The sequence below is a fragment of the Pseudomonas sp. SDI genome (genome assembly GCF_003105155.1).
In the GTDB taxonomy this organism is placed as follows: domain Bacteria; phylum Pseudomonadota; class Gammaproteobacteria; order Pseudomonadales; family Pseudomonadaceae; genus Aquipseudomonas.
Genome location: NZ_QETK01000028.1, coordinates 54,716 through 68,502, shown reverse-complemented (window position 1 = coordinate 68,502; position 13,787 = coordinate 54,716). Strand labels below are relative to the sequence as shown.

13 protein-coding genes and 1 pseudogene are annotated in these 13,787 nt (G+C 60.3%); 3 read left to right on the top strand and 11 right to left on the bottom strand.

The genetic code is table 11. From position 1 onward, the window contains the following. Nucleotides 1-106 precede the first annotated feature (106 nt). The 9 genes from msrQ to mrcB all read right to left on the bottom strand — a co-directional run bounded on the left by msrQ (nucleotide 107) and on the right by mrcB (nucleotide 9,943). On the bottom strand, nucleotides 107-739 hold the full coding sequence (msrQ, locus tag DCO48_RS18110; protein ID WP_116551976.1) for a protein-methionine-sulfoxide reductase heme-binding subunit MsrQ: 633 nt from the start codon (nucleotides 737-739) through the stop codon (nucleotides 107-109). Then, complete coding sequence (gene msrP / locus DCO48_RS18105) at nucleotides 739-1,752, bottom strand: protein-methionine-sulfoxide reductase catalytic subunit MsrP (protein ID WP_116551975.1); 1,014 nt, start codon at nucleotides 1,750-1,752, stop codon at nucleotides 739-741. Before msrP ends, msrQ begins: the two co-directional genes overlap by 1 nt. Before the next feature lie 64 nt (nucleotides 1,753-1,816). Further along, on the bottom strand, nucleotides 1,817-2,674 hold the full coding sequence (gene pssA / locus DCO48_RS18100; protein WP_116551974.1) for a CDP-diacylglycerol--serine O-phosphatidyltransferase: 858 nt from the start codon (nucleotides 2,672-2,674) through the stop codon (nucleotides 1,817-1,819). A gap of 150 nt (nucleotides 2,675-2,824) precedes the next feature. Then, nucleotides 2,825-3,841 (bottom strand): ketol-acid reductoisomerase, encoded by a 1,017-nt coding sequence (gene ilvC / locus DCO48_RS18095; protein WP_116551973.1) that lies wholly within the window; start codon nucleotides 3,839-3,841, stop codon nucleotides 2,825-2,827. A 52-nt stretch (nucleotides 3,842-3,893) separates the two neighbouring features. Beyond that, the gene (gene ilvN, locus DCO48_RS18090) at nucleotides 3,894-4,385 is read right to left on the bottom strand and encodes an acetolactate synthase small subunit (protein WP_116551972.1); all 492 of its coding nucleotides are present in this window, start codon (nucleotides 4,383-4,385) and stop codon (nucleotides 3,894-3,896) included. Nucleotides 4,386-4,387: 2 nt separating this feature from the next. Continuing rightward, complete coding sequence (locus DCO48_RS18085) at nucleotides 4,388-6,112, bottom strand: acetolactate synthase 3 large subunit (protein ID WP_116551979.1); 1,725 nt, start codon at nucleotides 6,110-6,112, stop codon at nucleotides 4,388-4,390. 410 nt (nucleotides 6,113-6,522) lie between these two features. Then, on the bottom strand, nucleotides 6,523-6,852 hold the full coding sequence (locus DCO48_RS18080; RefSeq protein ID WP_116551971.1) for a YqcC family protein: 330 nt from the start codon (nucleotides 6,850-6,852) through the stop codon (nucleotides 6,523-6,525). Then, nucleotides 6,852-7,595, bottom strand: coding sequence for a hypothetical protein (locus tag DCO48_RS18075; protein ID WP_116551970.1), 744 nt, complete (start codon nucleotides 7,593-7,595; stop codon nucleotides 6,852-6,854). The genes DCO48_RS18080 and DCO48_RS18075 overlap by 1 nt, the downstream gene beginning before the upstream one ends. A gap of 26 nt (nucleotides 7,596-7,621) precedes the next feature. After that, nucleotides 7,622-9,943: a penicillin-binding protein 1B gene (gene mrcB, locus DCO48_RS18070; RefSeq protein ID WP_116551969.1), complete on the bottom strand. Its 2,322-nt coding sequence runs from the start codon at nucleotides 9,941-9,943 to the stop codon at nucleotides 7,622-7,624. A 119-nt stretch (nucleotides 9,944-10,062) separates the two neighbouring features. Here mrcB and DCO48_RS18065 point away from each other — a divergent pair, with 119 nt between their 5' ends. The 3 genes from DCO48_RS18065 to DCO48_RS18055 all read left to right on the top strand — a co-directional run bounded on the left by DCO48_RS18065 (nucleotide 10,063) and on the right by DCO48_RS18055 (nucleotide 12,511). Then, the gene (locus DCO48_RS18065; protein ID WP_116551968.1) at nucleotides 10,063-11,625 is read left to right on the top strand and encodes a bifunctional aminoglycoside phosphotransferase/ATP-binding protein; all 1,563 of its coding nucleotides are present in this window, start codon (nucleotides 10,063-10,065) and stop codon (nucleotides 11,623-11,625) included. Nucleotides 11,626-11,729: 104 nt separating this feature from the next. Further along, nucleotides 11,730-12,074: a pentapeptide repeat-containing protein gene (locus DCO48_RS18060; protein ID WP_116551967.1), complete on the top strand. Its 345-nt coding sequence runs from the start codon at nucleotides 11,730-11,732 to the stop codon at nucleotides 12,072-12,074. Nucleotides 12,075-12,238: 164 nt separating this feature from the next. Further along, the gene (locus DCO48_RS18055) at nucleotides 12,239-12,511 is read left to right on the top strand and encodes a TfoX/Sxy family protein (RefSeq protein WP_116551966.1); all 273 of its coding nucleotides are present in this window, start codon (nucleotides 12,239-12,241) and stop codon (nucleotides 12,509-12,511) included. A gap of 179 nt (nucleotides 12,512-12,690) precedes the next feature. On the opposite strand, the gene DCO48_RS18050 is transcribed toward DCO48_RS18055, so the two are convergent. Beyond that, nucleotides 12,691-13,590, bottom strand: coding sequence for a ChaN family lipoprotein (locus tag DCO48_RS18050; RefSeq protein ID WP_116551965.1), 900 nt, complete (start codon nucleotides 13,588-13,590; stop codon nucleotides 12,691-12,693). 38 nt (nucleotides 13,591-13,628) lie between these two features. Further along, nucleotides 13,629-13,724: pseudogene (locus DCO48_RS18045) on the bottom strand (heme ABC transporter ATP-binding protein); the annotation flags it as partial. Between the last annotated feature and the right edge of the window lie 63 nt (nucleotides 13,725-13,787).

Below are 13,787 nucleotides of genomic sequence, written 5' to 3'. Positions count from 1 at the left end.
AAGCACTCCGGTACTACCTGAAACATCCAACTCGTTGATTCTCAAGGAGTTTTCCGTTTCGACTGCGCCGGAAGTGGGGCGAATTATAGAGAGATTAAACGGGGCGTCAAGGGCTAATTTTAACTTTTGTTGCAGAGGGCTGTTTTCGGCTTTTCAGCCGCGGGATTCGCCTCTCTATATAAGGTAGCCGCAACAGCAGCAGGCCAATGCCGATGCTGGCGTACACCGCCCACTCCTTGAGATCTGCGCGCACGATCCATAGAAAGTGCAGTAAGCCCAAGCCAAGAATCACATAAACCAGCTTGTGCAGTTTTTTCCAGCGTGCACCCAGGCGGCGCTGGCTGTAACGGTTCGAGGTAACCGCCAGGCTGAGCAAGCCGAGAAAGCCCAGCGTACCGACAATGATGTACGGCCGCTTACGCAACTCTACTCCCAACTGCCCCCAATCCAGCCCCAATATAAAGAAGGCATACGCACTCAGGTGCAGCACGATGTAGGCAAAACACCAAAGCCCCAACTGCCTGCGCACAACGATCCAGCCCGACCAGCCCGTCAGGCGCTGCAGTGGCGTCATGCACAGGGTAATCAGCAGGAAGATCAACCCGCCCTGCCCCAACCGATCCACCAACACCTTGCCCGGATCCGGCCCCAGCGCAAAGACCCAGGCCTCATACAGCCAGTACAACGGCCAGACGCAAGCCAACAGGAATATCCCCAGGCGCAACCATGGATAACGCATCAATAGTCCTTCCGCAGGTCCATGCCACTATATAAAGCACCGACCTCGTCGGCGTAACCATTGAACATCTGGGTCTCCCGCACATTGGGGCTGAACAACCCGCTCGGCAAGCGGCGCTCGCGCGCCTGGGTCCAGCGCGGGTGATCGACCGTCGGGTTGACGTTGGCGTAGAAACCGTACTCCTCTGGAGCAATGGTCTCCCAGGTGGTCTTCGGCTGTTGCTCGACCAGGCTGATACGGACAATCGACTTCACACTCTTGAAGCCATACTTCCACGGCACCACCAACCGCAACGGCGCACCATTCTGGTTGGGCAGTTCGCGGCCATAAATGCCAACGGCAAGAATGGCCAAGGGGTTCATCGCTTCGTCCAGACGCAAACCTTCAACATACGGCCAGTCGATCAGGGCAAAGCCCGAACGTTGCCCCGGCATGTGCTTGGGATCCTGCAGGGTCTCGAAGCGAATGTAGCGGGCCCGGGAATTAGGTTCGACCTGCTTGAGCAACGCTGACAATGGAAAGCCAAGCCAGGGAATGACCATCGACCAGGCCTCGACGCACCGCAGCCGGTAGATCCGCTCCTCCAACTGGTACGGTTTCATGAAGTCTTCCAGCGCGTAACGCCCGGGCTTACCTACCTCGCCATCGACGACCACCGTCCACGGCGTAGTCACCAGCGCACCAGCGTGCGCCGCAGGATCGCCCTTGTCGGTGCCAAACTCGTAGAAGTTGTTGTAATGCGTGGCGTCTTTGAAAGGCGTGATGGCCTCCCCTTTCACCGTGACTGCCTGCCACTGGGTGCTCGACAATTTCTCGGTAAACCAGGCCGGCGCCGAGCCTGCCTCGACATCGGCATAGCGCGACGCTTCAGCGGCATGCGCCCAACGCGGCGAGCCACTGGCTGCCAGCGCAGCCAGAGAACCACCGAGTAAAGCACGCCGGGAAAGGTAGAAAGATTCGGGAGTAACCTCCGACTCTTTGCAGTCGGAGGCTCTGGGCAGCTTGATAAGCATGGTAACTCCGTAGAACGGGTGGACTGATGCACCAGTAGACTACGGAGCCCTAGGGAAATTACAGCTACTCGACGCTTTTCTTGCGGCGCGTACGCAGCAGGTACTGCACCGGACCGGAGGCGGCGTAGGCGAGGAAGATCAACAGCAGGATGCGCGGTGGATCACTGAACACAACCGCGAACACCAGTACCACGGCGAGGATGGCCACAAACGGCACACGGCCTTTGAGATCCAGTTCCTTGAAGCTGTTGTACTTGATGTTGCTGACCATCAGCATGCCCGCCGCCGCGACCAGCAACGCCACCAGGAACGACAATTTCGAACCCTGGATGCCATAGTCACTGAACGCCCAGACCGTGCCCGCCACCACACCGGCCGCTGCCGGGCTGGCCAGGCCGATGAAGTAACGCTTGTCGGCAGTGCCTACCTGGGTGTTGAACCGCGCCAGACGCAGGGCTGCACCCGCTACATAGATGAAGGCGACCATCCAGCCGACCTTACCCATGTCGCCCAGCGCCCAGCCGAAGGCCAGCAACGCCGGCGCTACACCGAAGGCGACCATATCCGACAGCGAGTCGTACTCGGCACCGAAGGCGCTTTGCGTATTGGTCATACGGGCAACACGCCCGTCCAGACCATCGAGCACCATCGCGACAAAGATCGCGATGGCGGCGAAGGCAAAATACTTGCTCGCTTCGCGCGGATCACCAGCACTGAGGGCGCTCTGGGCACTCATCGAGTTGATGATCGAATAGAAACCGGCGAACAGGTTCGCGGTGGTGAAGAGGTTCGGCAGAAGATAGATGCCGCGGTGCCGGACCTTGCGGCCTTCGGCGTCATGCCCTTCTTCAATATGCTCATCGATCGGTAGCAGGCTTTCGGCGTCAGAGGCCTTGTTCGGCTCTTCGGGACGTTCGCTCATGGACATTACCTTGCAACGGTGTGGAGAGTGTTCGACAAACGTCAGTGGCGAGGGTTCGCCGACGAACGCGATGAAGCTTTATACCAGAAGCTGACCACCTAAACGAAAAAACGCGGCCGAAGCCGCGTTTTCATCGCATCAGGACAAGAATTAGTTCTTGGCCTTGTCGACGATTTTGTTCGCCGAGATCCACGGCATCATCGAGCGCAGTTGCTCACCGATGATTTCGATACCGTGAGCAGCATTGTTGCGACGCTTGGCGGTCATCGACGGATAACCGGTAGCGCCTTCGCTGATGAACATCTTGGCGTATTCGCCGTCCTGGATGCGTTTCAGCGCGTTACGCATGGCTTGACGGGATTCGGCGTTGATGACTTCTGGGCCGGTCACGTACTCGCCGTACTCGGCGTTGTTGGAGATCGAGTAGTTCATGTTGGCGATACCGCCTTCGTACATGAGGTCAACGATCAACTTCAGTTCGTGCAGGCACTCGAAGTAGGCCATTTCTGGCGCGTAGCCAGCTTCAACCAGGGTTTCGAAACCGGCTTTGACCAGCTCGACGGTACCACCACAGAGAACAGCTTGCTCGCCGAACAGGTCGGTTTCGGTCTCGTCCTTGAAGGTGGTTTCGATGATGCCGGTACGGCCGCCACCGACACCAGCGGCGTAGGACAGGGCAACGTTCTTGGCATTGCCGGACGCATCCTGGTAGATCGCGATCAGGTCAGGGATACCGCCGCCTTTGACGAACTCGGAGCGCACGGTGTGACCCGGTGCCTTCGGTGCGATCATGATGACGTCGAGGTCGGCACGCGGAACGACCTGGTTGTAATGAATCGAGAAGCCGTGGGAGAAGGCCAAGGTAGCGCCCTTCTTGATGTTCGGCTCGATTTCATTCTTGTACAGGGCGCCCTGGAATTCGTCCGGGGTCAGAATCATGACCAGGTCGGCAGCAGCAACCGCGCTCGCCACGTCAGCCACTTTCAGGCCGTGGGCTTCAGCTTTGGCAACAGTAGCCGAACCTTTACGCAGACCGACAGTGACATCCACACCGGAGTCCTTCAGGTTGCACGCTTGAGCGTGGCCCTGGGAGCCATAACCGATGATGGCAACTTTCTTGCCCTGGATGATCGAAAGGTCGCAGTCTTTGTCGTAGAAAACTTTCATGAAAATACCCCTGTTATCTCGGCCCTCTCAGGCCATTCGCTAATTTTTTGAGTTAGATGCTGAGCACTTTGTCGCCACGGGCAATGCCGGTGACGCCACTGCGCACTGTTTCGAGAATGGACGCGGTACCGATGGCCTGAATGAAGCTGTCCAGTTTGTCGCTGGTGCCCGTCAGTTGGACGGTATAAACGCTACTGCTGACGTCGACGATCTGCCCACGATAGATATCGGTGGTGCGTTTGATCTCGGCGCGCTGAGCACCGGTGGCCTTGACCTTGACCAGCATCAGCTCACGCTCGATGTGCGCGCTTTCCGAGAGGTCGACCAGCTTGACCACTTCGACCAGCTTGTTGAGGTTTTTGGTGATCTGCTCGATCACCTCATCATGACCGACCGTAGTCAAAGTCAGACGCGACAGGGTCGGGTCTTCGGTTGGCGCAACGGTCAGGCTTTCGATGTTGTAGTTACGCTGCGAGAACAGACCGACCACACGCGACAAGGCGCCAGGCTCGTTTTCCAACAGCAGGGAAATAATGTGCCGCATGATTAGGTCCGCTCCGTCTTGCTCAGCCACATATCGCGCATCGAGCCGTCCTTGATCTGCATCGGGTAGACGTGCTCGCTGTTGTCGACCTGGATATCGATGAACACCAGGCGGTCTTTCATGGCGAAGGCTTCCTCGAGTTTCGGCTTGAGGTCCTTCAGGCTGGTGATACGGATACCCACGTGACCATAGGCTTCGGCCAACTTGACGAAGTCAGGCAGCGATTCCATATAGGAATGTGAGTGACGGCTGTTGTAGGCCATGTCCTGCCACTGGCGAACCATGCCCAATACACCGTTGTTCAGGTTGACGATCTTTACCGGCAGGTCGTACTGCAGGCAGGTCGACAGCTCCTGAATGTTCATCTGGATGCTGCCCTCACCGGTTACGCAGGCAACGTCCTGGTCCGGGAAGTTCAGCTTGATCCCCATGGCGGCAGGGAAGCCAAAGCCCATGGTGCCCAGACCACCGGAGTTGATCCAGCGGTTCGGCTTGTTGAAACGGTAGTACTGCGCCGCGAACATCTGATGCTGGCCGACGTCGGAGGTGACGAACGCGTCGCCCTTGGTGACTTCGCACAGGGTTTCGATCACGGTCTGCGGCTTGATGACGCTGCCATCGCCCTTGTCGTAAGGGAACATGATGCGATCACCGCGCCACTCTTCGATCTGCTTCCACCAGGCATCCATGGCGGCCTTTTCCGGCAGCTCACCGATTTCGCGCAGGGTCGCGACCATTTCGGTCAGGACGCTGTCGACCGGCCCCACGATCGGCACGTCGGCCTTGATGGTCTTGGAGATCGATGCCGGGTCGATGTCGACGTGGATGACTTTGGCGTTCGGGCAGAACTTCGCCGGACCGTTGACGACACGGTCATCGAAGCGCGCACCGACCGCGAAGATCACGTCGGCATTGTGCATGGCCAGGTTGGCCTGGTAGCTGCCGTGCATACCGAGCATGCCGAGGAACTGACGGTCGGTACCCGGATAGCCGCCCAGGCCCATCAGGGTATTGGTGACCGGCAGGTTGAGCAGTTGGGCCAGTTCGGTCAGCGCAGCGGAGCCGCCACCGAGAATGACACCGCCACCGGCGTAAACGATCGGACGCTTGGCCGCCAGGAGCATTTCGGCTGCCTTGCGGATCTGCCCGGAGTGGCCACGAACGGCCGGGCTATAGGAGCGCATCTTGACCTTTTTGGGGTAGACGTACTCGAACTTCTCCGCCGGGTTGGTCATGTCTTTCGGGATATCGACAACGACAGGACCTGGACGACCGGACTGCGCAAGGTAGAAGGCTTTTTTCAGAACTTCAGGAATTTCCGAGGCGTGTTTGATCATGAAGCTGTGCTTCACGATCGGCCGCGAGATACCGATCATGTCGGTTTCCTGGAAGGCATCGGTGCCGACCATGGTGCTAGGCACCTGACCAGACAGGATGACCATCGGAATCGAGTCCATGTACGCCGTGGCAATACCGGTAATGGCATTGGTGGCGCCTGGGCCGGAAGTGACCAGTACCACACCGGCTTTACCGGTGGCACGGGCATAACCGTCCGCCATATGGGTTGCTGCCTGCTCGTGACGAACCAGGATGTGGCTTACTTCCGGTTCTTTGAACAGGGCATCGTAAACATGAAGGAGAGCACCGCCAGGGTACCCGTAAATGTGCTTAACGCCTTCGTCACGCAAAAAGCGGACGACCATTTCAGCGCCAGATAAAAGCTCCACGTTGTTCACCTCTAAAACGCCAGAATACCGTCCATCAGGAACGGGTCTTAATAGGTTTACTGCCAAGCAGAGCATGAGCGACGAAGTCAGCACTGACTGAGCAAGTATTGGGAGCTCCCCAAAGTGTTGCGGGGGTTTCCCACCCAGCGCGAGGTAACGCGTTGCGGGGTGTAACAGGTCGGCGCGGGTGTGCGCCTCATGATCTGCTTAGCGGGTCTGCTTCTGGCAGTCCCCCTACAGCGGACTTTGGATTCTTCTGATTCAGAGCCTCCAAGTCAAGAAAAATTATTGCCAATTTTTCCTGAGGACGTTCTGTGAGCACCACGAATCCATTCATGTGCAGCAGAAAAAATGCATTAGGCAATAAAAAGGGCCACAATCTGCGGCCCTGAGGGTAAAAAAAGGAGAAATCAGGCAGAAGGAGCGATCAACTGGTCAAATTCGGCCAATAGCTGCCGAAGCCTGCGACTTTCCTCCGGACGATCCACGTAAACCGTTTCAGCCATGACCAGGATGCCCGAGGCGCTTGGCAGCGGCAGGCCGTTTTCGAGGATCTGCTTCATGCGCGGCAAGAAGATCCACTGCAACCACTGATCGAAGTTCATGCTGTCGACGGCAAATGGCACGCTGCTGGCGAGCGCCTGAGCCGACGGCGGTTCAGCACTCCACCAGCCCTGGGCATGCAGTTCGTGCTCGATCAGCAGCAGATGGTCGGCAATATCGAGAATGCGCGGGTCCATTACAGGTTGGCCTGGGCTTTCTGCCTAGCCAGCGCGGCACCCGCTGCATCGCCCTGTTTCTCGCGCGCCTGGGCAATGATGTTCCACAAGCCCGCCTGCAGGTCAGGACGACCATTGGCATAGGTCAGCGCACGACGCGCGAGCTGCTCGGACTGCGCCGCATCCCCCTGGGCCAGACGCACTTGGGCCAGGCGATAAAGCACTTGCGGCTCACGCGGCGCAATGCGCTGGGCACGTTCCAGGCTCGACGAAGCGCCGTTGTAGTCACCACCGCTCTGCTGCTGTTGCGCAGTGGTCAGCAAGGCCAGCACCGGGCCATCCAGTTGCTCGTCGGCCGACAGGCCAGCGGCATTGCTGCTGGCCCGTGGAATGCCGCTAGGCGCACTGGGCGCAGTGTAATTGCCCGTATTGCTTGGCGGCATCGAGTACGTATTGGAATCGACCGGCCCCGGGGTAATCGGCCCGGTAGAAATCGGCGCCGGCCCGGTCGAGGCCGGGAATGTCTGGATCGGTGCAGCGCCAGCCCCCTGCGGGACCATGACGGTGACGCCGGAGTCCTGCGGGACAGCCTGAGCCTGACGCGTGCCGTTGTTCACGGTCGCCACGCCACGGTTGGCCGAAACCCGCTCACTGTTTGAAACCCGCGTACCCGAATCCACTACCGGGATCGAGCCGCGCTGTACGCTGGCACAGCCGTTGAGCAAAGCCAGCGCCGTCAAGGCAGGAAACAACCACTTGTTCACGTCACACCCTCTTCGCTAAGTGCTGCTTAATTCATCCAACCCTTGACCCAGTCCATGACCGAGTCGGCGGGTGTCTGCTCGCCGCCACAGGCGGCGCCGGCAGGAGGTTCGCTTCCGCGAATATACGGCATCTGCACCGCGCCTGGGCAGCTGGCGTCGGAACCCTGACCGGTATGCGGATCGACCCAGGCCAGAACGACGTTGTCCGGGGTCGGCATGTCCAGCGGCAGTGGGTCGGCCTTGCGCATGAAGCTGGTCCAGACCTGCAAGGCACCGGTGGCACCCGTAAACGGTGTCTTGCCGTTGTCGTCACGGCCCAGCCACACCACGGCCAGCAGGTCCTGGCTGAAACCAGCGAACCAGCTGTCGCGCGAGTCGTTACTAGTACCAGTCTTGCCTGCCAGGTTCAGCGAGCTTGGCAGCACGCTGTACACCGAACGCCCGGTCCCTTCGCGCATCACCCGCTGCATGGCGTTCTGCACCAGGTAGATCGAGGCCGGGTCGAAACGCTGCTGGATCTGGAACGGGTAACGCTTGAGCGGTTCGCCCTCGGCGGTCAGCACGCTGCGGATGCCGCGCATCGGCGTATTGAAGCCGCCATTGGCGAGCGTCTGATACATGGTTGCAACCTGCATCGGCGACATCCCGCCAGCGCCCAGTAACATCGACGGGAACGCAGGCCAGTCAACGTCCACACCCAGGCGCCCAATCGTTTTGAGCACATTGGGCACCCCCAGTTCGAGGCCAAGCTTGGCCGTCGACAGGTTGTAGGAATTCGCCAGGCCTTGGTACAGGAAAATCGTGCCATGAGAGCGGCGGTCGTAGTTCTGTGGCTTCCACACCTGGCCGTCGGCACCTTTGACCGCGAACGGTTCATCCTGCACCCAACTGGTGAGGGTGTACTGGCTCGGTTTTTCCAGCGCCGTCAGGTACACGGCCGGTTTCACCAGCGAGCCGATCGGGCGCACCGCATCGATGGCCCGGTTGAAGCCGGCAAAGCCCGCCTGGCGACTGCCGATCAAGGCCTGTACTTCACCGGTTTCGGGGTTGGTCACCACCATCGCAGCTTCGACTTCGTCGGCGCCTTTACGCCCGCCCAGACGCTTGAAGGTGTCGGCCATGGCCGATTCGGACTTCATCTGCAGGATCGGGTCGAAGCTGGTGAAAATCCGCAGGCCTTCTTCGGTCAAGTCTTCGTCACGATAGTCCTGGCGCAATTGACGCTTGACCAGGTCGAGGAAGCCGGGGAACGAGCTGTCAGCCAGGCTGCCGCGCTTGGTCACACCGAGCGGCATCTTCTTCGCCGCCTCGACCGCCTCGGGTGTTGCCACGCCCTGCTCGGCGAGCAGGTCCAGCACCAGGTTACGCCGGACCAGCGCGCGGTCCGGGTAACGCCGCGGGTTGTAATAGGAAGGCCCCTTGACCATGCCGACCAGCAACGCCACCTGATGCAGTTTCAGTTCCGACAGCGGCTGGCTGAAGAAGAACTGGCTGGCCAGGCCAAAACCGTGCACCGCCCGCTGGCCATCCTGGCCGACGAACACTTCGTTGAGGTAGGCCTCAAGGATCTCCCGCTTGTCATAGTGCAGCTCAAGCAACAGCGCCATCATCGCTTCGGTAAGCTTGCGGCTCAGGCTGCGTTCGTTGGTCAGGTAGAAGTTCTTCACCAACTGCTGAGTCAGGGTACTGCCGCCCTGGCGCATGGCACCGGACGAGGTGTTGACCCACACTGCACGAGCAATCGACTTGGGCGACACGCCAAAGTGCTGATAGAAGTCGCGGTCTTCCACCGCCACCAGGGTTTCCAGCAAGAATGGTGGCACCTGATCGATCTTGATCAGGATGCGGTCTTCGAGGTTCTTCGGGTACAGGCCGCCGATCAGCAGCGGCTCAAGGCGAACCACCGCCAGCTTCGCGCCGTTGGCACCGCTCAGGCCGGCCACATAGTCGCCGGAGAAGCGCACACGTACGCTCTGCGCCTGCTCCAGCCCTTCATAGAACTGGAAGCCACGGGTGTTCAGGTCGACCGTGCTGCCGTTCACCGAGGCGGCGCCCGGACCGTTGGCGACGCTTTCGCGGCGATAGCCCAACGCATCGAGCTCGACCAGGAAGTCTTCCTTGCTCAGTTTCTGGCCGACGAACAGCTCCAGCGGCCGCGCGTAAACCTTGGCCGGAATCGTCCAGCGCTTGCCAGAGAACTTCTCCTGAACCACGGCATCGAGGTAAACCGCGAAGCCGGCCAGCACCACAAGGCCAACCAGGCTGAGTTTGATAGCCCAGCCCAGCCACGCGCGTGCGTTGCCAGCAGGACGTTTTTTCGGGGTACGGGGGGATCGGGTACGAGTCATGGCGGCGGATTATACGCACTTTATTGTTCGTCGACAGGCGCCCTCCGGCGGTTTCCAGCTGCCCCGCTTGCCGCCATAATGGTCGATTAAAATCTCTCCACGACCCAGAAGGATCGCCCGTGAGCCAAGCCTTGATCGCCGCCCTGCAGAACCCGGCACTGTTCCCCCATCCTGTGAAGGCCTTCCAGGTTATCGAGACGCATATTTCCTGGGTCGTGCTGACCGGCGACTATGCCTACAAGATCAAGAAGCCGATGAACTTCGGCTTCCTGGACTTCACCGACCTTTCGCAACGTGAGCACTTCTGCAAAGAAGAACTACGCCTGAACTCGCGCCTGACCGACGGCCTGTATCTGGATGTGCTGGCCATCACCGGCTCGGCGGAGGCCCCGCAGCTGGGCGGCGAAGGTGCCGCCATCGAGTTCGCGCTGAAGATGCGCCAGTTCCCGCAAGAGCAGATGCTCAGCACCCTGCAAGCGAACGGCGAGCTGACCGCCGAGCACATCGACCAGATGGCCCAGCAAATTGCCGAGTTCCATCTGAACGCCCCCAAAGTCGCCCCCGAGCACCCGCTGGGCACACCGGACAGCGTCATGGCGCCGGTGGAACAGAACTTCGAACAGATCCGGCCGTTCCTCTCCGACAAGGCCGACCTGCAGCAGCTCGACGCCCTGCAAGCCTGGGCACAGGCGAGCTTCAAGCGCCTGCACAGCTTGTTCGAAGCACGCAAGGCCGAGGGTTTCATCCGCGAATGCCACGGTGACATCCACTTGGGCAACGCCACGCTGATCGACGGCAAGGTGGTGATTTTCGACTGCATCGAATTCAACGAGCCATTCCGCTTGACCGATGTGTACGCCGACACCGCCTTCCTGGCGATGGACCTGGAAGACCGCGGCCTGAAATCGCTGTCGCGGCGCTTCGTCAGCCAGTACCTGGAGCTGACCGGCGACTACGCCGGCCTGGAACTGCTGAACTTCTACAAGGCTTACCGCGCACTGGTTCGCGCCAAGGTCGCACTGTTCAGCATGCCTGGCGACGCCGATGCCGTGCAGCGCGCCACCACCCTGCGTACCTACCGCAACTACGCCAACCTGGCCGAAAGCTACAGCGCCATCCCTTCGCGTTTCCTGGCTATCACCCATGGTGTCTCGGCGGTAGGCAAGAGCCACGTGGCCATGCGCCTGGTCGACGCACTGGGCGCTATCCGCCTGCGTTCGGACGTGGAGCGCAAGCGTCTGTTCGGTGAGCAGAGCGCCGACGCCGCTGGTCAACTGCAAACCGGCATCTACAGCAGCGATGCCAGCCAAGCCACCTACCAGCGCCTGCACCAGTTGGCCGAAACCATCCTGCGCGCCGGCTTTCCGGCAGTGATCGATGCCACCTACCTGAAACAGGCACAACGCGAGGCGGCTGCCGGGGTGGCCAACGAAACCGGCGTACCGTTCCTGATTCTGGATTGCAACGCGCCACAGGCGGTGATCGCCAGCTGGTTGGCACAGCGCCAGGCCGATCGCAACGATCCGTCCGACGCTACCCTGGAAGTGGTTGCCGCGCAGCAGGCCAGTCGCGAGGCGCTGACCAGCGAAGAGCTGCTCCTGAGCAAACACGTCGAAACCAACGAGAGCGGTAGTCTCGATGAGTTGGTAAAACAGATCCGTCAGCGCCTGCCGGGCCTGTAAAACCGCCGAGAGCGTGAAGCAGTCGACACTTCACGCGTTCCACTGAGGCGCCGCCGAGTGATGGCACTATAGTGTCATCATAAGTCCAACACGGAGGCGTCTTCATGAATCAGCCACGGCAGCTCGACAGCGCGCTTTACGCGCTGGTGCACAACGAGAAAATCGCCGCCTTCAACCGCGAAAAACCTCAAGACGCCGCCATCGATTTCAAGGACGGTGACTTCCGTGGGCTGGACCTGCGCGATTTGGACACAAAGGGTATCGATTTTTCCGGGGCGTATTTCCGTGCGGCCGACCTGCGCGGCCTCGATCTGCGCGAAAACTCCCTGGAAGGCGCAAGCCTGGCCCATGCGCAAATCTCCGGCACTTATTTCCCAGTGGAACTGAGCGCCGACGAGATTCTGATGTCGGTCAAATTCGGCACCCGCCTGCGCTATCGCACCCGCTGAAAGCATGTGACCGGGCCTGCCAGTGCTGCCTGACATGCCCGGCCACAGTGCCTTTCGTCGTCCCGGTGGCAAAACGCCGCGTAATTTCCAAGTACCGCTACACTCCTCCTTGACCTGCTCGCGAATCCATTTCAAGACCCGTTCAGCCATCGCAAGGAGGCTTGATGAACGATGAACTCCAGCATCTGAAAAATCTCGGCAAGACTTCTGCGCAGTGGCTGCATGCGGTCGGTATCCACAGCGCCTCGGATCTGCGCCGACTGGGCGCGGTCGATGCCTACCGGGCGGTACGCACGCGCGGCTTTCGCGCCTCCAAGGTGTTGCTGTATGCCATTGAGGGGGCGTTGCTCGATATGCACTGGAACGAAATTCCGCTTGAGCGCAAGGAAGCCCTGAACCAACAACTGGAAGCCAAGAGCCCACAGAAAAATAATTAAGAAGACGTGGACCGAGCGATTGACTTGCCAATGAGAATGGTTATGATTATCACAACTGGTCGCGAGACTGGTTGGATACTCTGAAAGCCCCTGGTTCGGACTTTCAGGTTATCTCCTCATCAGGCTAATCACGGTTATTGACCCGGCAGTTTTGCCGGGTCTTTTTTTGCCTGCGGTTTCTAGCGGCCCTTGCGCAAGCCGGCGCAATAGTCCTGTTCCGGGAGCGCCGCGGTGTACCAGACGTAATCGGCCATCCCCGCTTGCACGGCCTCACCCACTTGCGCCAGAAGCAGTACCCGCGTGCCGGTTTGACTACCCAGATCGGCAAGATGCAGCGGCACGCCGATATCCTTGCGCACGTGGTAACTGCCGGCGAACAGCAGCGATGGCGTTGGCGCGGCCAGCACGCGCTCGGCCATCCGCCGATCACGCTGCTGTTGCACGGCGAGCATCGCCGGCATCTGCGTTTCCGGCAGTAACCCGCAATGGCCCTCGCGCACATGTGCCAGCAAGGCCTGGCGCACAGGCTCGGCGGTCGAGTGGGTGCCACTCAATGGCGGTCGCGCGCGGTAAATTTCGCCTATTTCGCTGCGGTCCAGATTAGCCGCCAGCAGCGGGTACGAGTGGGACAACGCTTCGCGGACAATCGGCCCGTAAAGACTCCAGTCCCAACCCGATTGCCAGTCGATGGCCTTGTCCAGCTCGGTAGGCAGCAGTGCCTGCCCCCGCAGTTGCTCGATCCGCGCCTGCTGCGCGGGCTCAAGCATCTCCAGCAACAGGCTGCCCTGCGGTCGTCGCGACGCCAGCGCCTTGAGCAGCCACAGTTGCAGCGCATGGTGATCAGGGTTGTCATGTTGCTCGCCCACCAGCACGCGATCGGCCGCCGCCAGGCGCGCGACCAGTTCAGCGGCGCTGATCGTTGCGCCACGCTGCAGATCGCGTATTTCCCCCAACTGCGCATGCGCCCGTCCCTCCGGGCCCTGCCATTGCGGTAAGGGCGGTAACGATGCTGCCGACTGGCAACCGGCAAACCCCACACTCAACAGCAACATTGAGCCGATCAACCAGGGCCGGGACATGGGCGGTTCTCCTAACGGGCAATGATGAGCGGGCGGCCGCGCTGCAGCGGATCGAGCACCGAGGTTGGCTCGTCGAGCAACAGGGTGCAGCCGGCGTTGCCCGGCCACAACTGCGCCAGCACGCGGGCCAGGTAGGCAACACTATAGTCGGGGGGCAACACGCGGTATAAAGGCGACCCGGCAATCTCTAGCCGGCC